Origin of the sequence: Microvirga lenta, assembly GCF_020532555.1 — a bacterium.
Classification (GTDB): domain Bacteria; phylum Pseudomonadota; class Alphaproteobacteria; order Rhizobiales; family Beijerinckiaceae; genus Microvirga; species Microvirga lenta.
The window spans coordinates 334323-352360 of record NZ_JAJBBR010000005.1 but is presented as its reverse complement, the minus strand read 5'-3'; the positions used below and the strand labels follow the sequence as shown (position 1 = coordinate 352360).

The following is an 18038-nucleotide window of genomic DNA, read 5'->3' as shown; positions in this document are numbered from 1 at the left end:
TTTGGCGGCGGCAGGGCTCAGTCCTTGTAGGGATCAAACTCTCCGGCGCCTGCCATGGCAACCGCAAACGGCCGCAGCGTGTGCTCGATGCGGATCGTGTTCCTGTGATGCTCGAGCACCTCGGGCAGACGGCGATAGACCATCGGGCTCTCGTCCACGTCGCCGCCGCGCAGGAGAATTCCTTTCTCCCGCAGCCACTCGTCCATCTGCCGGCGGGTGAAGAGGGGCGGGCGGGTCCACTCCCCCGCCTTGTTCTTCTTGCCCTTGGCCTCCATCCTTCCATGAAGGCGTCCGGCGCCGTGAACGGTGGAGTAGAGGCTGTCGGCGCTTTCCGCGTTGTCCACGCCGCGAAGGATCACGGCGTTGTCGCCCATGGATCCGCCCACGAAGCCGCGCTGATCCGGAAAAGCGGGCGTCGCGCCCTTGCGCACCACCCAGTATTCCCGGTCCCCGTGCTTCTCGCGCCAGGCGAAGTTGTGATGGTTGTGCACCGAATCGGTGATCCTCCCGCCGATGATCTGTCGGACGCGCTCGACCACCCATTCCCGCCCGGCATAGGCGTAGAGGCCGCCGAGCTTCACGCCGGCGATGTAGCTGCGCCCCACCTCGCTGTCCTGGTGGACGATGGCGGGATCGACCTCCATTCCGTCCTTGGCGCCCACGAGGGCCAGGTGCTTGGTCGTGATCTTGTGGCCGAGTCCGCGCGAGCCGAAATGCACCCCGATCCAGACGAAGCCCTCCTCGTCCTCGAAAAGGTCGACATAATGGTTGCCGGACCCGACCGTTCCGAGCTGCTGCGAGGCCATCTTCTTGAGGTCGCGCACGCCTGCCTCGTCCCACAGCGGCGACTCGAACAGCTCGTGATCCACCGCGACGGCATTCTTCTGGCCGATGCCGAAGCTGATCGTCCGCCCGATATCGGACAGGATGGCGGCTTTCTGCGAAGCGATGTCCTCGTAACGGGTATCGAGCCGCACGGCCATGTTCCCGCACGCGATATCGAACCCGACACCGCTGATGGAGATGTGCTCCTCGTAGGCGACGACTCCGCCGATCGGATGGGCATAGCCGAGATGGCCGTCGGCACAGAGAACACCCTTCGCTGCGCTGCCGACCTGCATGCAGCGATCGAGCTGACGGATCGTCCTCTCGTCATGTTCGCCATAGATTAGGGTATTCATCGCCAGCCTGTGTCAGTCGGTTTCCGGAAGGGCTCAGTGGAAACTCGCGGATGCGCACCCGGTTCTCGGGGCGGGCGCCGGATCAGCAGCCTCCGGCGGAGCTGGCCCGTGCCCATGCAAAAGCGCGCCGGCTCCGAAAACCCGGAGCCGACGGCATGTTTTCCGATGGGCCGGACTGAATGGCCGAGCTCCTCAGGCGGCCCGGCGCCTGTCGCGCTCGGTGCGCGGCGTGTAGACGAGCTGGCGATGCCAGTCGCACCAGCTCGACGTTTCGGAAGTCGGCGCGCCGCAGCAGACCGCATCCCGAACTTCTTCGGAAACGATGAAGCGGCACTGGCGAGCGCGGGCTTCGAGAAGCGCAGTCCTGTAATGCGGAGACGGCTCCGCGATCCTGATATGGGTCATCGGTTCAAGCTCGGTGTGAGGCAAAGGCTAAATGCGCCAACGGCCGCGCTATGGGATGCCGTCGATCCGGCGTCGTCGTCCCAGCTCGTGGCCAGTTCCGGTCAAGCGTAAGACCGCGACCGGGTTCTGACTCAGATGGTTACGGAACGGTTCGTTTGCAAGCGAAGTCGGGGAAAAGGGCAGGGCCCGTCGCAGCATGGGGAAGAGTTCCGGGCTGCCGAGCGGCGAATTCCTGAAGCCAAGCTGAAACATAAGTTCTGTCGGAGAGTAGACAGGCGCACACCATGTCCTGATCGAAGAAAGCGGAGTTCGCGATGTTTCTGAACCGATTGCACGTCCTGGCTCTGGCGACGGCTCTGTCCGTCGGAGGAGCAGCCGGGGGCGCTCTCGCTCAAACCGGAGCCGCGCCGGGCGCCAGCCCGAGTGTCGATACCGGTGCCGCCGGCACCGGGAAATTCCCGGTCCGCGAGCGCGCGGGGCCGAATGCCACAGGAGCCGTCGGCTCCCCTGCGGTGAACCCGCCCGGCAACCCGCCCGGGACCATCGATCCCACGCCTGAAGCTGCCGTGGAGGCCGGCGCCACCGGCAAGAGCCCCTGCCTTCCGACAGGCGGCAAGAATCCGAACAGCGTCAATCCATCCGGCATGCCCAGCCGGTGCTGAGCCATTGAAGCAAGGCGCAACTCAGCGCCTTGCTTCCGCTTCCCGCGTCCGCGCGGCTCAGAGATAGAAGTCGCCCTTGGACAGCTTGGTGAGCCCCGACACCTTCACCTGGAAGTCTATGATCGTGTCGCCATTGATGTCCGCCGACAGCTTGCCGTCATAGAAGCGCAGCTCCCCGGCTTTCCCGGTGAAGGCGGATTTTCCGATGAAGCTGAAGGCCTGATTGCCGCCCTTGGTGCTGTTGGCGTCTATCGCGCGCAGGTCGATCTTGTCGCTTCCACGCGTGAAGTCCTTGATCACATCCGTGGAGGAGCCGCGGGACTCGCTGACGGACTTGAAGACGAACTTGTCGCGCCCGCCGCGCCCCACGAGAACATCCCGGCCCGTCTGCCCTTGGAGCACGTCGTCGCCCGACCCGCCATCGAGGGTGTCGTTGCCCGCTCTTCCGATGAGCGTGTCGTTGCCGGCTCCGCCCCTGATCACGTTCGACCCCTTGCTGCCGCGCAGGGAATCCGCATGGGCGCTGCCGGTGAGGTTCTCGATGCTGACATAGATGTCGCCTTGCGCATCGCCCGTGTTGCGCGACGGGTACAGAAGATCCGCCACCAGGCCGCCGCCGGCGCCCGAATAGCTGGCGGTATCCTTGCCGGTTCCGCCGCTCAGCCTGTCCGCACCGGCCGCACCATGGAGCACGTCGTTGCCGCCGAGGCCATACAGCGAGTCGTTGCCTCCGGCTCCGTAAAGCCGGTTGCCCGCGGAGTCGCCCGAGATGCTGATGTCCTGCAGAGTCACGATCGGCGGCGTCAGCGGAGTGGGGGCCGTCGTCGTCGTGACGGTCGTGTCCGACACGGTCGTAACCACCGTATCGGTCGTGGTGGGCGTGACGACGGGATCGGTGGTGGTCGTGACCGGAACCGTCGTGGTGGGCGTCAGCTCGGCGGCGGAGTAGATGCGGTCGACGAACTGGATCCATTCGATATTCCAGACGATGTCCCGTCCGTCCGGCGAGCCGCCGCGAAGATCCGCGATTTCGAGCGATCCGTCGGAGAGCTTCTGGACCGCATACTGCGAGCGTTGACCTCCATACACGGCCGTATCGATTCCGGCGCCGCCGTCCAGCGTGTCGTTCCCGATGCCGCCGGTCAGGCTGTCGGCACCGCTGCCGCCCTTGAGCACGTTCGCCGCCTGATTGCCGATCAGCGTATCGCTGCCGCTGCCTCCGATCGCGTTCTCGATGAGGGATCGGCCGTCACCCTTGTAGAGCAGCGCGTTGGCAATGTTGCCGGCGGCAATCTTCGAGCCGTTGTAGTGAAGCTTCGCAAGCTGGGTCGTCGACGTGGTCGTCCACCCTCCCGGCTGAAGGTCGACCTTCAGGGCGCCGGAATATTGCGAGAAGTCGTAGGTATCCGTGCCGCCGCCGTCCCACACCGTCTGGAAGATGCGGTTGCCGCCCGGCGCTCCCTGGCCGGTCCCGTTGACGGACATCTCGCCCGTGGTCGGGCTCCAGGAATAGGTGGTGTTGCCGCTGTTGGTGGAATAGTTCGCGCCGTACATGTGCTGCAGGGCCGCGATGTCGTACATCATCAGCGACTGCGCATAGCCCCAGCCTTCGTTGACGTATCCCGACGTCGTCGAGGCGCCGACATAGGAACGATAGCTCATGACCGTGTACTCCATCGAGTCACGTTCCTGCGGCATGACGAATTCTTCGTGGGCGTGTTCGAGACCCAGCGCATGCCCGATCTCGTGCACCACCGTCAGGTATGCGTAGTTGCCGAGCCGCGGGTTGTCGTACTGGCCGCTCGAATTGTTGAACCAGGCATCGCCTCCCGTGGCGTGCGTCGACGGAAAATAGGCCCAGGCCGTGCCGGGCTTGTCCGACATGGCGAAGCGAAGATCCGCGTGCTGGGTTGCCGTCTCGGCGATCTCCGTGAAGGACAGGTTGGCGACCGAGGCATAGAGCTTCAGGGCTTCGCGCGTCGCCGCCTGCTGCGTGGGATTGAACGCCTCGAATCCGCTCGTAGGCTCGCCGCTGCTGCTATAGGGGCTCCCATAGAACGACGCGTTGGTCGGAAAACTGAAGGTGAAGCTGTTTACCGCCCATTTCCGGTCCCCCAGGACACCATCGATATAGGCGTTGCCAGTCGGGCTATAAGTCACAACAGCAGGCATAGATCCGTCCGATCCTGAATTGTTCTTCGTATTGTCCAGACGCGGGAGGGCCGTGCCCCTGGGGGGTCGGTATTCCAGTGTCGCCTTCGCAGAATTTGGGAGCGGAAACGTTTATATACTGTTATGTGAAACTTTATATCAGTATAGTCCGAGTCTATGTGTCTCGGTTGTTGCTTTTATATACTGATTTTCTGCCCCGATTCTTGGTTGGCTTCATTCTCCTCGCATTGTGTCAAGAAGTTGTTCTTCAAACAGGAGAAGCATCAAAATTTATCCTCTGCCTGCCGGCAGGCTTCCCGAATGTAAATCTTGGCTGGACGCCGCCTGCAAAGAAAACGGCGACGCCAGCCCCGGGAAAAGGAAGTTAAGCCTTCAGGCTTGCTTGAGGCTGTTCTCTCAGCGGCAGCACCGATGCGGTTCCCAGGACGAATAAAGCTTGGGGATTTCGGATCTGGGAACGGCCTTCCCGAAAAGATAACCTTGGCCGATGTCGCAGCCTTGGGCGCGGAGATAGGTGGCCTGAAGCTCGGTTTCGACGCCCTCGGCGACCGTCGTGATGCCGAGCCCCCTGCCCAGGTTGAGCACCGCCTGCAGGATGGCGGTGTCGTCGAGGTTGTCGGCCAGATCCTGGACGAAGGATCTGTCGATCTTGATGATGTCGACGGGGAACTGCTTCAGGTGGGACAGGGAGGCATACCCGGTGCCGAAATCGTCCAGGGCAATCCTCACCCCTTCCAGGCTCAGCGTCCGGAGGGCCTGTCCCACATGCTCGGCGCCGCGGCCGAGAAAGACCGTCTCCGTCACCTCCAGCTCCAGGTACCGGGTGGGAATGCCCGTCGCGCGCAGGCGCTCGAGGATCTCCTCGGCGAAGTCGTTCCCGCGGAATTCGGCAGCCGAGGCATTGATCGCCACGTGGCCGATCTCCATGCCGGCATCCAGCCAGCGGCGCATGTCGTCGAACACGAGCTCATGCATGTGCTGGCCCATGGCCACCGCGAGTCGCGGGTCGTCGAAAGCGGCCTTGATCGAGGCCGGCGTCTCGATCCCCGTCAGCGGGTTGTGCCAGCGAAGGAGGGCTTCGAAGCCCGCGATCTCGCCGGACCGCAGCAGCACCTTCGGCTGGTAGAACGGTTCGATGCGCCGTTCTCTCACGGCCTCTCGGGCGTTGATCCGCATCTGCATCCGGAGTTCGGCCTTGCTCTGCATGGCGGGCCTGAAGATCATGATCCTGCCGCGCCCTGCGGCCTTGGCCGTGTAAAGCGCCACATCGGCCCGCTTCAGGAGCTCGGTCGCATCGTCCCCGTGATCGGGGCAAAGGCTGGCACCGATGCTGGCCCGGCAATCGAGGGTTCGCCCGGCATAGGAGAACGGCTCCTGCAGGCGCTCGAGGACAGGCCTCACGAGAGTCCAGATATCCTGCTCGGAGTCGATCTCCGGCAGGATGATTGCGAACTCGTCTCCGCCGTTGCGGGCCACGGTGTCGATGCTGCGGATCGAGGAGCTGAGACGCTCGGCGGCCACCTGCAGGAGGGTATCGCCCGCATCGTGGCCCAGGGTGTCGTTGACCTCCTTGAGATGGTCGAGGTCGAGGAGCAGCAGGCCGACCTTTCGGCCGGTCCGCTTGGCTTCCTTCAAGGTGACGTCCAGGCGCTCCTGGAACAGGGCCCTGTTCGGCACGCCCGTGAGGGAATCGTGATGGGCGACCCAGCGCAGCCGCTCCTCGGTCTGCCGCTGCTGCGTGACATCGCTGATGAAGCCTTCGAGGAAGGCGGGGGAGCCGTCCGCATTGTAGATGCACTGCCCACGCTCCATCACCCACCGGGTGCCGCCCGTGCGGGTGATGATGCGATAGACCTCGTTGAACGGGCGCCGCTCCCTGATCGCCTGCTCGATGGACTTCTGCAGCCTCTTGCAATCGTCGCCATGAACGACGTCGGCCCAGCTGAATTCCCGCTGCATGAGCTCGGCCGTCGTGTAGCCGGTGAGTGCTTCCGCGCCCTCGCTCATGAAGCTGAACGGCCAGGGAGGCGCGAGAGCGGAGCGGTAGACGAGGCCGGGCAGGTTGTCGATCAGCGTCGTCAGCTGCCGTCGGCTTTCCTGCAGTTCCTGCTCCGCGTCGAGCCGCTCGGTCAGGTCGCGCGAGACGCCGATGACCCCGATGACCTCGCCATCCTGGCGCCACGGCACCTTCACGGTCTGGAAAGCGCGAAGCTCTCCGCGGATCGGCACCTTCTCCTCGACGATGGAGATGCTGCCGGATGTCAGGACCTGATGATCGGTCCTGTCGGAATCGTCAGCGAGCTCCTGGGGGAAACAATCGCCGACCCGCTGTCCCTCCAGGGGGCCGCAGGCTTCCCTCATCTGGCGGTTCGTGAGAACGAAGCGCCCCTCGCGATCCTTGACGAAGATCAGGTCCTGCACGCTGTCGATGACGACCTGGAACAGGTTGCGGCTCTCGCGGATCTCTTCCTCCGCGGCCTTGCGCGCGCCGATGTCTTCGGCCACGGCGATCATCGAGACCACTTCGCCGGCCTCGTTCTTGACGAAGGAGACGTTGACCGCGACCCAGACCAGCGAACCGTCGGGGTGGACGAAGCGCTTCTCGACCTGGAACGGCTCTCCCGTTCGAAGATGCTGATCGAAGAGCGGGACGTTCCACAAGGCGTCCTCGTGATAGGTCGGGGCGAAGATCGGCAGGCTGTCGAGCTCTTCCCTCGTGCGTCCGACGAGATCGCACCAGCGCTGATTGACCATCAGGACGCGCCCGTCGAGGCGTCGGTGAATGATGCCCACCATCGTCTGGCCGAAGACGGTTTCGAGCTGGAGCTCCCGCTCCCGCAGCGCTTCGGTCGCGGCGACGCGCTCGTTGATGTTGCGGAAGAAGACGGTCAGTCCGTCGTCGATGGGAACCGCATGGACCTCGAACCACGTTTCGAGCGGCGGATAATAGGCTTCGAAGACCTGGGTGGACCGCTCCGCCATCGCCTTTCGATAGAACTCGCCGAACACCGTTGCGGCGGTTTCGGGAAAGGCATCCCAGAGGTTGACTCCGATGAGGTCGTTGCCGCCGCGAAGCTCCGCTGCGGCGCGCCCGTTCAGGAAGACGAACCGCCACTGGCGATCGAGAAAGAAGACGCAGTCGGTCGTTCCTTCCATGACGGCCCAGAGGTGGCGAAGCAACTCGTCGGCGCCCTGTCCCTTGAGCAGGTCCAGGCCCTGCCGCGGGCGCCCCGCAGCACCGAGGTTCGATGTACGGGGACCGTGGAGGGGATTGGCTGGCCGAAGGGAGTTCCTCTCTCGAACGGAGCTTTTCTTATGGGAACGCCGAAGTTGCTTGGACAACCAAGTCCGGCCGGAAATATGCACGCTGCTCTCACCAATACCAGAATACATATTTCGCCCGAACGATGTCCGATGGTGTGGATCATCAATCCATTCGAATATGTAATATATATCTCTGCTTTAAACGACTATGCCCCAGAGGAACATGGAGTTCATCGCTTGGTCAATGCAGGCGTTCTTTTAAAGAAATCTCGTCACCATTCAATGAAGACCGCGGGAAATGGCTAATAGGTCGCGACGGTTTTCTTCGGAGGTGAGGCCGGCTTGTAACTGTAGCTCATCGGGTGCCTTCGACGAGGCCGCGGCGGCCGCCTCTTCCATGTGAAAACCCCCGGCTGGAGCAGCCGGGGGCTCGTCGATCAGGTGGCTAAGGAGCGTCAGCGGTTGGTATCGTCCTTGCCGTTGGGGCTGCCATCGCCGCCGCCATTGCCGAAGCCGTTGTTGCCCTGGCTGCCGCCGGGATTGCCTTGGCCGCCGCCCTGGTTGCCCTGGCCGCCGCCTCGTCCGTTGCCGCCACGGTCGCCCGCATCGCTGCGGCCGCGGGAGCCGCCGCCGAAGTCGCCGCCGTTCGGGCTCTCGCCGGCATTGCCGACGCCCTTGTCGTTGCCGGGATTGCCCGCACCGCCGGTGCCGCCGCCCGTGCCACCGGTTCCGCCGCCAGTCCCGCCAGTCCCGCCAGTCCCGCCGGTGCCGCCGTTACCCGTGCCGGTGTCGCTGCCCGTGCCGGTGTCGCTGCCCGTGCCGGTCCCGCCGCCGCCGGTCGTCCCGCCGCCGGTCGTCCCGCCGCCGATGCTGCCCGTCGTGTCGGTGTTCGATCCTGTCCCGCCCGTTCCGGTTCCGACCGTACCGCCTCCGGCGCTGCGCGAGGGCTGTCCGCCGGTGGAGCCGTTGGAAACGGTGCCGCCTGTCGGACCCCGAACGGAGCCGCCGCCAATCGCGCCGCCGCCGAGGGCGCCGCCCGCAGTGGGCGTTCCGGGGGCAATCCCGCGGCCGGGCACCGGGGAGACCGGAGCGCCCGGAACCTGACCCGGCGAATTGACCGAACCCGTTACGGCGCGGTCGGCCGCGCGGTTCGAGTTGCGGAGAGCCTGGGGAAGAAGAGCGCAGCGGCAAACCTCGTTGCCGCGAACGATCCGAATTCGGCAGTTGTGGTAGAGGTGAGCATCGGCAACTGCCGGTTGGCACTGCTGCCCCGGCCTGTAAACCTGTGCGTTGGCGAAAGTAGGGGCGGACGCAGCTGCAAGAATGGCAGCAGCAATAGTGTGTGAATACTTCATGGGAGCCCTCGAAATATACTTTTACTGCAGAGAGCCGGCTACAGGCAGGCTCGGTGAGGCAGAAATTCTTAAGGGAGGGCTTTGGTTCCCCATAAGACTGTATAATTGCAGAATAAATTTATAGGCTAGATGACTAACAAACGAGGAACAAATCTTGCGATGTGAAATTGTAGCTTTTGCTGAAATATAGATCGGCTTAGAATGGCTGAAATATTGAAACTTCCTTAAGGTCAAGCTGAAATGGTGTTGCAAAGACAAGAGCCCGGCATTTCGCCGGGCCCCTGCACATGCGAGCGGACGGTTTAATCAGTTGAACTTGTAGTTCAGTCCTGCACGAAGAACGCCGAATTCCGTGTCGCGCCGGTCGTGGTGCTGGTCGCCCAAAGCGTAGTTGCTCTTCGTATCGAGGTTCACGTACAGGCCTTCGACCTTGGCCGAGATGTTGTTGGATACGGCGTATTCGACGCCGCCACCGAGGGTCCAGCCGCCATTGGTGCTGTTGCCGCGGTGATAACCCAGCACCGGGTCGTGAGCCCTATTCCCGCCGACATCGCCGTAAGCGAAGCCGCCGGTTCCGTAGACCAGGGCGCGGTCGAAGGCGACGCCGATGCGGGCCCGGATGGTGCCGAAGAAGCCGTCCGAGTTGCCGCTGTAATAGACGGTGCCGTAAGAGGCGCCCTTGTTGCCGACCGCGGCATACTGGATGTCGGTCTCGGCGCCGAGGACGAACATGCCGAGCTGGTAATTGTAGCCGGCCTGGCCGCCACCCACGAAGCCGCCGCTCCTTCCGCTGCCCACATATCCGAAGGCGGGATCGTAGTAGCGGCTGGTGCCCGTGTTCCAGCCGTAGCCGACATTGGCGCCGACATAGAAGCCGGTCCAGGTGAAGACCGGCATGGCATTGTAGGCGGGGGCGGGGCTGTAGCGGGACGGCAGGTCCGCGGCCTGAGCGGCCGTCGCGGCCATGGCGAGAGCGGCGGTTGCGGCAAGCAGTCCGAAACGAGAGGTACGCATCACTAGTCTTCCGTGGTTGAGGACTCAATGTCTTGAGGCGTCAAGTGCCTGTACGGACCATAAAAGGCACTTCGAAGTATAATGCAATATCGTTGCGATTGCTTCGCCGGATTATGATTGATGCTTTGTGAAGTTTACGCTTCATCAACCACGCCCATGGCGGCGAGGTTGACGGCCAGCGCATCCGCATGTGCAGATGATCGTCAGCGGCTGGCCTCCAGACCAACGCAAGAGACAGAGAAAACTTGGGCCTGCCGCTGAGGCGGGCCCCTTCGTCTCCTCATCGACGAGAAGTGCCGATTTCGTGTCGCTCTTCAGGACGCCGCCGGTTGGACGAGGCTTTCCGCACGGCGAGCGATCGCATCGACATCCGCGCTCATGTCGATCCTGTCCGGGTGAAGATCCGCAATGCGGAACCAGCGAGCCTCCAGGGCGTCGTCGCCGGCGGTCGGAAGGCCCGAAAGCCACCGGCACTGGACGGCGATGAGAATGAAGTGATGGCGTAGGGACCCGTCGTCCGACCGGTCCAGGATGTCCAGGGTGGTGATGACACCCTGCACCTCGCCCTTGACGGAGGTTTCCTCTTCGAGTTCCCGCAACGCCGCAGCGTGGACGGTCTCGCCATACTCGATCCGGCCGCCGGGAAAGCCCCACAATCCGGCATCGGGCGGATTGGCGCGCCGCACCAGGAGCGTTTGTCCCTCATGGACGACGACGGCGATGACGGCGGGAACGGGGGAGGGGGCTTGGCCTGTCATGGCCAAGCCTTATCGCAGAATGCCTGCTTTCGGTAGGCAGGCGTCAGCGGTCCCGGCGATGCAGGGCCGCGTGAAAGGGCTCCAGGCTCTTGTGGAACCAGTTGGCCGTGGTCGCGGCGATGTCGCTCCATTGTGCGGAAGCGGTCTCGTAGGCCCGGCGAGCCCCGTTCGTCTGAACGCGGATCGCCTCCGACAGATGAGGAGCCTCGAGGGAGGTCTTCCACACCTCGAAGGCGGCGTTGCTCTGCGCCTGCAGGGCATCGATGATCTTGTCGTGCACTTCCAGGGCGCCGCGCGCCGTGGCGTTCACCGCTTCGCTCATCACCAGGCGCAGGGCATCGGGCCGCGGCCCCGGCAGGGGCTGCAGCTTCGGGGTTTCCACGATTGCCGGGGCGACCGGCTGCAGAGGGAGCTCCGCAGTCACCGGCTCTTCGGCCATCACATCCGCCGCGAGGGTGGGGGCAGCCTTTTGAACGCGCTTGCTGCTCGCCCTGGTCTCTTTGGTACGCGCCTTCTTAACTTCGGCCATCCTGGGCCTCCTCAGGAAGGTTTCGGATCGGACGTCACTTCTTCGAGGTGGGCTGCTTCATGGTCGATTGCGCCATCGAGCCGAACTCCTTCATCTGGGCCTGCATGGCCTCGAACTGGGAGCGCACGTACTCGGCCTGGTACTGCATGGCCTCCTGCACGTCCTTGGCACGCACCATCTTCTGGGCGAGGTCGAAGGCGGCCGCGATGTTCTGCTCCGCGTAGGAGAAGGTCTTGCGGGTGACATCCTTGGCACTGCTCTGAACCGTGTTCGCCGAGCCTTCGAACGTGTCTACCGTCTTCTGGGCCGCGCCCATGAAACCGTCGATCGCCTTGCGGGCCTGCTCGACGCTCTTTTCCGCGAAGTCGCGCATCTCGGCCGGAATTTCATAGCCCGGGGTCTGGTTCGTCGCCATTGATCACTCCTGTTTGGGGTCTTGTGCAGTGCAATATCACATTGTGCACTGCAAAATCAACTCAAGGCCTACCAACTCAACGCCTACCAATTAAGGTTACCACGAAGTAAAAGCGTTTAGGAGTTCCGCCAGAGGAATCTCTTTGGCGATATTGGTCTAGAACCCGTGTAGTGGGTGCCCTGCAGGAAAGATTAGGTCGAGACCGTTCATGACGGATGCTCAGAACCAATATGAAGCGATGATCGCGCGGCTCGCCGCGGACCCGGCTCTGACGAAATTGTCCGAGCCCGGAGCCGGCGTGCTCGTGTGGAATCCGTCCGCGGACAGGCTCCTCTGGGCATCCCGGGCCGCCGAGGGCCTGCGATGGGCCTTTGCCGACGAGGCCGGCAACATATTGCCCCATATGCGGGCGAAGGAGCGCCTGAAGGCGCTTGCGGGCGGCCTTGCTCCCCGCGAGGGTGCGCGTCTGGAGCGTCTGCGGTTCGACCCGGCCCGTCCCTGGCTTCCGGTCCAATGCGCCTGCCGTCTCGCCGAGGCCGGGCCGGGCGAGCCCGTTCTCGTCACCCTCATTCTCGGGCCCGTTCCCAAAGGCGTCGAGCCGCCCCGCCCGCACATTCCGGCTGCGGTTCCGGAGAGTGCCGAGGTTCGGAGCGAAGCGCCTGCGGAACCCTCCGCTCCTCCGCCGACGCCGCAGGGGACGATCCGCTTCGTGTGGCAGGCCGATCCGCAGACCCGCTTTACCCTTGTTTCGCCGCAGCTGGGCGAGGCCGTAGGACCGATGGCGGCAGACATCGTGGGCCGAAGCTGGGACGAGGTCTCCCGGTCGGTCGTCGAGGATCCGGACGGGATCGTGGCGTCCCTGTTCGCCCGGCGCGAGACCTGGAGCGGCCGCACCATCCTGTGGACCATGGACAATTCGTCCGGTCAGGTTCCCGTGGACTGGGCCGGAATGCCGATCTTCGGGGAGGGGCGCGAACTCGTCGGGTTCAGGGGTTTTGGTCTCCTGCGCATGGATTCCGTTCGCGAGGCGGCACGCAGCCTGCCGACCGGACAGGCCGGGGAGGAGCAGGCCCGCGAGCCCGAACGGTCCGCCCCCGAGGCGTCAGAGGGGGCGCAGGAGGCACCTGTCGCCGAGGCGCCTGCCGAGGAGGAGGAAGGCTGGTTCGCCCATCTGCGCGACCGGGTCGCCGAGGCGCTGTCCAACGGAAAGCCGGAGGCCGAGCCCCAGGCGGAGGTCGCCGGTGAAGAGGCGGCTCCCGCCGTTTCGCAGCAGCCGAGCCTTGCCCAGTCCAGTCTGTCCCATGCCGAGCGGAATGCCTTCCGGGAGATCGCTCGCGCCCTGGGCGCACGCTTCGAGGACGACGCGCCTCCTGCGCCTTCCCAGAAGGACGAGCCGGCAGAGGCTGCTGTCGAGGCCCCGGCTCCGTCGTCCGCTCCTCCCGTTCCAGGCGACCGCCTGCTCGACCGGCTGCCGATCGGGATCCTGGTGCACGGGGAAGAGCGCATTCTTTTCGCCAACCGCTTCCTGCTCGATCTGACGGGCTACGAGGATGCCGCGCAGATCGTGGCGGCAGGAGGTCTGGAGCGTCTGTTCCGCGGTGCTCCCGATATTCTTGAGCAGGAGGAGCCCGAGGCTCCGCTGGCGCTGTCGAAGCGGGACGGCGAGACCGTTGCCGTCGACGTGCGTCTCTCCTCCGCGGAATGGAACGGCGAGGCGGCGCAGCTCATGGTCGTCCGCAAGGTTCCCGATGCCGATGCGGGCCAGCGCCTGCGCCTGGTCGAGCTCGACCTGCAGCAGCGTGAAAGCCGCATGCACGAGCTGGAATCGATCCTCGACACGGCAACGGACGGGGTCATCGTGCTCGACGAGACCGGCCGCATCCTCTCCCTCAACCGCTCGGCCGAGGCGCTCTTCGGCTACGATCAGCGCGAGGTGGTGGGGGACGCCGTCACCGTCCTGCTCTCGCCGGAAAGCCACATCGTCGCCCTCGACTATCTCGAGGGGCTGCGCTCGCCCGGCGTCGCGAGCCTGCTCAACGACGGGCGCGAGGTTCTGGGGCGCGTGCGCCAGGGCGGCACGATCCCGCTCTTCATGACGATGGGACACGTGAGCGAAGGCCCGAACCGCAAGTTCTGCGCCGTCCTGCGCGACATCACCGCCTTCAAGAAGGCGGAAGGCGAACTCGTCAACGCCAAGCGCGCGGCGGAGGAGGCGAGCGCCCAGAAATCGGACCTTCTGGCCAAGATCAGCCACGAGATCCGCACGCCGCTCAACGCCATCATCGGCTTTGCCGAGGTGATGCTGGAGGAGCGCTTCGGCCCCATCGGCAACGAGCGCTACAAGGAATACCTGAAGGACGTCCACGCCTCCGGCGCCCACGTCATCAGCCTGGTCAACGACCTGCTCGATCTCGCGAAGGTGGAGGCCGGGCGGCTGGAGCTGTCCTTCACGAGCGTCAACCTGAACGATCTCGTTTCCGCCTGCTTCACCCTGCTCCAGCCCCAGGCTTCCCGTGACCGGATCGTCATGCGCACGAGCTTCGCCACGAAGCTGCCGCCGGTCGTCGCCGACGAGCGCTCCGTGCGCCAGATCGTGCTGAACCTCGTCTCGAACGCCATCAAGTTCACCGATGCGGGCGGGCAGGTGATCGTCTCGACGGCGGTGACCGACCGGGGCGAGGTTGCCTTCCGGGTGCGCGATACGGGGATCGGCATGAGCGAGACCGAGGTGGAGGCCGCGCTGGAGCCGTTCCGTCAGCTCGCCACGGCGCGCAAGCGCGGCGGCACGGGTCTGGGCCTGCCGCTCACCAAGGCCCTGGTCGAGGCGAACCGCGGCTCGCTGCAGATTTCGAGCCAACCCAACGAGGGCACCCTCGTCGAGGTCATCTTCCCGCCGACGCGGGTGCTGGCGGAGTGACCCCGGACGTCCGGCTGCGCCGAGGAAGCCTCTCCGACATGGAGAGCGTCGCAAGGCTGCACCGCCACGTGCGCAGGACGAGCCTTCCCTATCTGCCGGACCTGCATACGCCCGAGGAGGACCTGGCGTTCTTCCGGAACCGGGTCTTTCCGGCCGCCGAGGTGTGGCTGGCGGAGAGCGAGGCGGAACTGGCCGGCTTCGCGGCCGTGAGAGAGGGCTGGCTCGACCACCTCTACGTGTCGCCGTCTCGGCACGGCCGCGGCATCGGCTCCGCGCTTCTGGTCCGGGCCAAGGAGGGCCGTCGGCAGCTCGATCTCTGGACCTTCCAGGCCAACGGACAGGCGCGCCGGTTCTACGAGCGACGCGGGTTCAGGCTCGCGGAACTGACGGACGGCTCGGCGAACGAGGAGCGGGTGCCGGACGCCCGCTATCGGTGGGTCGACGATTGATCCCTGCCGGTTTGGCGTTAGGTTGCTTCAACCGCTCTCACCCTCCCGAGACGAAGGATCGTCATGTCCACCTATCGCCTCGACAAGCTCTTCGCGCCGCGTTCCGTCGCCGTGGTCGGAGTCAGCCCCCGGCACGGCTCCCTCGGCCTGACTTTCCTGCACAACCTGGTGGAGGGCGGTTTCGAAGGGGCGCTCTACCCGGTCAATCCGCATCACCGCGAGATCGAGGGCAGGCGTTGCTACGCTTCGCTGGACGACCTGCCGGAGGTCCCGGACCTCGTCATCGTCTCCGTGCCGCCGCGCAACGTGCTGGACGTGATCGAGGATGCGGGGCGGGCGGGCGTCGCTGCGGCGATCATCGCGACGGCCGGGCTCGGATACGGAGAGGGATCGCTGGCCGACAAGGCCCGTCTTGCGGCGCGGCGTCACGGCCTGCGCATCGTGGGCCCCAACTGCATCGGCGTGATCGCGCCGCGAGCCAAGTTGAACGCCAGTTTCGCGGTTCGCGGTGCGAAGCCCGGCGATCTGGCGCTCGTCTCGCAGTCGGGGGCGGTGGCGGCCGGTCTCGTGGAATGGGCCGCCCATCGCCAGGTGGGGTTCTCGGCCATCGTGTCCCTCGGCGACAAGGTCGATGTGGACTTCAGCGACTGCCTGGACTTCTTCTCCTCGGACGGCGGAACGAGGGCGATCCTCCTCTACATCGAGTCCATCGACAATGCGCGCAAGTTCATGTCGGCGGCCCGTGCCGCGGCCCGCACCAAGCCGGTGGTGGTGATCAAGGCCGGGCGCCACGCGCAGGGCGCCAAGGCCGCCGCGACCCATACCGGCGCGCTTGCCGGATCGGACGCGGTCTACGATGCCGCGTTCCGCCGCGCCGGCCTGCTGCGCGTGCTCGACCTCGACCAGCTCTTCGCGGCGGCCGAGACCCTCGGCCGGCAGAAGCCTTTTCCGGGCAAGCGCCTCGCCATCCTCACCAATGGCGGCGGCGTCGGGGTTCTCGCCGTCGACCGGCTCATCGATCTCGGCGGTACCCTCGCGACCATCTCGGACGAGACCCTCGCTCGTCTCGATGCCATTCTGCCGCCCACCTGGTCCCATGCGAACCCGGTCGACATCATCGGCGATGCCGATCCCGCCCGCTATTCGGGGGCCTTGGAGGCACTTCTTGCCGATCAGGAGAACGATGCCGTCCTCATCCTGAACGTCCCGACGGCGGTCACCGGCGCGGCGGAAGCGGCCAAGGCCGTGGCGGATGTGGTCCGGCGGGATCGCGCGAAAGGGTTTCGCCAGAAGCCCGTCTTCGCCGCCTGGATCGGCGAGGACCCGGATTCCGCCCGCGTCTTCGAGGAGGTTCGCATTCCGCATTTCTCCACCGAGGCCGATGCGGTTCGCGGGTTCCTGCAGCTCGTGCGCTATCGCGAGGCGCAGAACGAGTTGATGGAGACGCCCGACAGTCTCCCGCACGACTTCGCGCCGGATGCGGCCGGCGCCCAGCGGATCGTCGAGGGCGTCCTGGCGCAGAACCGGCGCTGGCTCGATCCCCTCGAGGTCAATGCGCTCCTGCGGGCCTACGACATCCCCACGGCGCCCGTGATCCTGGCCAAGACGCCGGAAGAGGCCGCCAGGGCGGCGCAGCCCATCCTGGCCGAGGGCGGGACCGTGGCGGTCAAGATCCTGTCCCCGGACATCGTGCACAAATCCGACATTGGGGGCGTGAAGCTCGACCTGACGACGGAGGAGGCGGTCCGGAAGGCTGCCGCGGACATCTTCGAGCGGGCGGCGCGGCTGAAGCCGGACGCCGCCATCACCGGCGTGACCATCCAGCCCATGATCCGGCGCACCAAGGCGCGCGAGCTGATCATGGGCATCGCCGACGATCCGTCCTTCGGGCCCGTCATCCTGTTCGGGCGCGGCGGCACGGCGGTGGAGGTCATCAACGACAAGGCGCTCGCCCTTCCGCCCCTCGACCTCAAGCTGGCGGACGATCTCATTCACCGCACCCGCGTCTCCCGCATCCTGAAGGCCTATCGGGACGTACCCGCCGCCGACGAGCGGGCCATCGCCCTGGTCCTGGTGAAGCTGGCGCAGCTCGCCGCCGATCTGCCGGAGGTGCGCGAGCTCGACATCAACCCTCTCCTGGCGGACCATACGGGGGTCATCGCGGTCGATGCCCGCGTGGCGGTGGCGCCGGTCTCGGCCGAAGCCCGCAAGGGCAGGGGGCATCCCCGGTTCGCCGTGCGGCCTTACCCGAAGGAGTGGGAGCGCGTCATCGCCCTGCGCAACGGCCGCGAGGCTTTCGTGCGCCCGGTCCGGCCGGAGGACGAGGAGGAGTTCCGCCGCTTTTTCGAGCGCATCACGCCCGAGGACCTGCGCCTGCGCTTCTTCGCGCCCGTGCGCGACTTCAGCCACACCTTCCTGGCCCGCCTCACCCAGCTCGACTACGCCCGCGCCATCGCCTTCGTGGCCTTCGACCGCGACAGCGGCGAGATGATGGGCGCCGTCCGCGTCCATGCGGATGCCAATCACGAGACCGGGGAATACGGCATTCTCCTACGCTCCGACCTGAAGGGACTCGGCCTCGGCTGGGAGCTGATGAAGCTCATGATCGAATGGGCGAAGGTGGAGGGCTTGCGCGAGATCGAGGGGCAGGTGCTGCGCGAGAACTCGACCATGCTCGACATGTGCCGCAGCCTCGGCTTCTCGATCCGCACGGACCCGGACGATTTGGAGCTGCGTATCGTGACGCTGCCGATCGCGACCATGGACGAGCCGGCCAAATGGGCGCAGACCGCCTGACCCGACGCCGGCAGAGATCGGAGAGGAGCGGATAGGATCGAGCGGAAATCCGTCTTTCGTGCCGCTCCGGGCCGGCGTGGAATGCAAAGGCATGGGCCGGAGGCGGCCGGCTTCGCGACAC

12 protein-coding genes and 1 pseudogene are annotated in these 18038 nt (G+C 65.4%); 4 read left to right on the top strand and 9 right to left on the bottom strand.

Features of this window, described 5'->3' with window-relative positions; all coding sequences use genetic code 11:
* Window positions 1–17 precede the first annotated feature (17 nt).
* Window positions 18–1181, bottom strand: coding sequence for an RtcB family protein (locus tag LGR44_RS10025; RefSeq protein WP_226739923.1), 1164 nt, complete (start codon window positions 1179–1181; stop codon window positions 18–20).
* Between the two features lie 192 nt (window positions 1182–1373).
* Window positions 1374–1586 (bottom strand): GcrA family cell cycle regulator, encoded by a 213-nt coding sequence (locus LGR44_RS10020; RefSeq protein WP_226739921.1) that lies wholly within the window; start codon window positions 1584–1586, stop codon window positions 1374–1376.
* 314 nt (window positions 1587–1900) lie between these two features.
* Between LGR44_RS10020 and LGR44_RS10015 the strand changes: the two genes are divergently transcribed.
* A complete protein-coding gene (locus LGR44_RS10015; protein WP_226739919.1) occupies window positions 1901–2248 on the top strand; it encodes a hypothetical protein in 348 nt (115 codons plus the stop codon).
* 57 nt (window positions 2249–2305) lie between these two features.
* Here LGR44_RS10015 and LGR44_RS10010 read toward each other — a convergent pair whose 3' ends face one another.
* The 7 genes and pseudogenes from LGR44_RS10010 to LGR44_RS09980 form a co-directional block, all read right to left on the bottom strand.
* Window positions 2306–4420 (bottom strand): M10 family metallopeptidase C-terminal domain-containing protein, encoded by a 2115-nt coding sequence (locus LGR44_RS10010; RefSeq protein ID WP_226739917.1) that lies wholly within the window; start codon window positions 4418–4420, stop codon window positions 2306–2308.
* A gap of 396 nt (window positions 4421–4816) precedes the next feature.
* Complete coding sequence (locus LGR44_RS10005) at window positions 4817–7600, bottom strand: EAL domain-containing protein (RefSeq protein ID WP_226739915.1); 2784 nt, start codon at window positions 7598–7600, stop codon at window positions 4817–4819.
* A 539-nt stretch (window positions 7601–8139) separates the two neighbouring features.
* Window positions 8140–9039, bottom strand: coding sequence for a hypothetical protein (locus LGR44_RS10000; protein WP_226739913.1), 900 nt, complete (start codon window positions 9037–9039; stop codon window positions 8140–8142).
* Window positions 9040–9345: 306 nt separating this feature from the next.
* The gene (locus tag LGR44_RS09995) at window positions 9346–10053 is read right to left on the bottom strand and encodes an outer membrane protein (protein ID WP_226739911.1); all 708 of its coding nucleotides are present in this window, start codon (window positions 10051–10053) and stop codon (window positions 9346–9348) included.
* 314 nt (window positions 10054–10367) lie between these two features.
* Entirely contained in the window at window positions 10368–10811 is a 444-nt protein-coding gene (locus LGR44_RS09990; RefSeq protein ID WP_226739909.1) for an NUDIX hydrolase, read from the bottom strand.
* A 43-nt stretch (window positions 10812–10854) separates the two neighbouring features.
* A complete protein-coding gene (locus LGR44_RS09985) occupies window positions 10855–11340 on the bottom strand; it encodes a phasin family protein (protein WP_226739907.1) in 486 nt (161 codons plus the stop codon).
* Between the two features lie 52 nt (window positions 11341–11392).
* Window positions 11393–11755 (bottom strand): annotated as a pseudogene (locus LGR44_RS09980) (phasin); the annotation flags it as partial.
* 208 nt (window positions 11756–11963) lie between these two features.
* On the opposite strand from LGR44_RS09980, the gene LGR44_RS09975 reads away from it, so the two are divergent.
* The 3 genes from LGR44_RS09975 (at window position 11964) to LGR44_RS09965 (ending at window position 17917) form a co-directional block, all read left to right on the top strand.
* Window positions 11964–14672: an ATP-binding protein gene (locus tag LGR44_RS09975; RefSeq protein WP_226739905.1), complete on the top strand. Its 2709-nt coding sequence runs from the start codon at window positions 11964–11966 to the stop codon at window positions 14670–14672.
* Between the two features lie 38 nt (window positions 14673–14710).
* Entirely contained in the window at window positions 14711–15121 is a 411-nt protein-coding gene (locus LGR44_RS09970) for a GNAT family N-acetyltransferase (protein ID WP_226739903.1), read from the top strand.
* Window positions 15122–15184: 63 nt separating this feature from the next.
* Window positions 15185–17917 carry a bifunctional acetate--CoA ligase family protein/GNAT family N-acetyltransferase gene (locus LGR44_RS09965; RefSeq protein WP_226739901.1) on the top strand — a complete coding sequence of 911 codons (2733 nt, stop codon included), beginning with the start codon at window positions 15185–15187 and terminating at the stop codon, window positions 17915–17917.
* Window positions 17918–18038: the final 121 nt, after the last annotated feature.

Excerpts from the sequence above, each read along its gene's own strand:
- LGR44_RS09965 (WP_226739901.1), top strand. The coding sequence starts at position 15,185 with ATGTCCACCTATCGCCTCGACAAGCTCTTCGCGCCGCGTTCCGTCGCC.
- LGR44_RS10010 (WP_226739917.1), bottom strand. The coding sequence starts at position 4,420 with ATGCCTGCTGTTGTGACTTATAGCCCGACTGGCAACGCCTATATCGAT.
- LGR44_RS09995 (WP_226739911.1), bottom strand. The coding sequence starts at position 10,053 with ATGCGTACCTCTCGTTTCGGACTGCTTGCCGCAACCGCCGCTCTCGCC.
- LGR44_RS10025 (WP_226739923.1), bottom strand. The coding sequence starts at position 1,181 with ATGAATACCCTAATCTATGGCGAACATGACGAGAGGACGATCCGTCAG.
- LGR44_RS09985 (WP_226739907.1), bottom strand. The coding sequence starts at position 11,340 with ATGGCCGAAGTTAAGAAGGCGCGTACCAAAGAGACCAGGGCGAGCAGC.
- LGR44_RS10000 (WP_226739913.1), bottom strand. The coding sequence starts at position 9,039 with ATGAAGTATTCACACACTATTGCTGCTGCCATTCTTGCAGCTGCGTCC.
- LGR44_RS09970 (WP_226739903.1), top strand. The coding sequence starts at position 14,711 with ATGGAGAGCGTCGCAAGGCTGCACCGCCACGTGCGCAGGACGAGCCTT.
- LGR44_RS10015 (WP_226739919.1), top strand. The coding sequence starts at position 1,901 with ATGTTTCTGAACCGATTGCACGTCCTGGCTCTGGCGACGGCTCTGTCC.
- LGR44_RS10020 (WP_226739921.1), bottom strand. The coding sequence starts at position 1,586 with ATGACCCATATCAGGATCGCGGAGCCGTCTCCGCATTACAGGACTGCG.
- LGR44_RS09975 (WP_226739905.1), top strand. The coding sequence starts at position 11,964 with ATGACGGATGCTCAGAACCAATATGAAGCGATGATCGCGCGGCTCGCC.
- LGR44_RS09990 (WP_226739909.1), bottom strand. The coding sequence starts at position 10,811 with ATGACAGGCCAAGCCCCCTCCCCCGTTCCCGCCGTCATCGCCGTCGTC.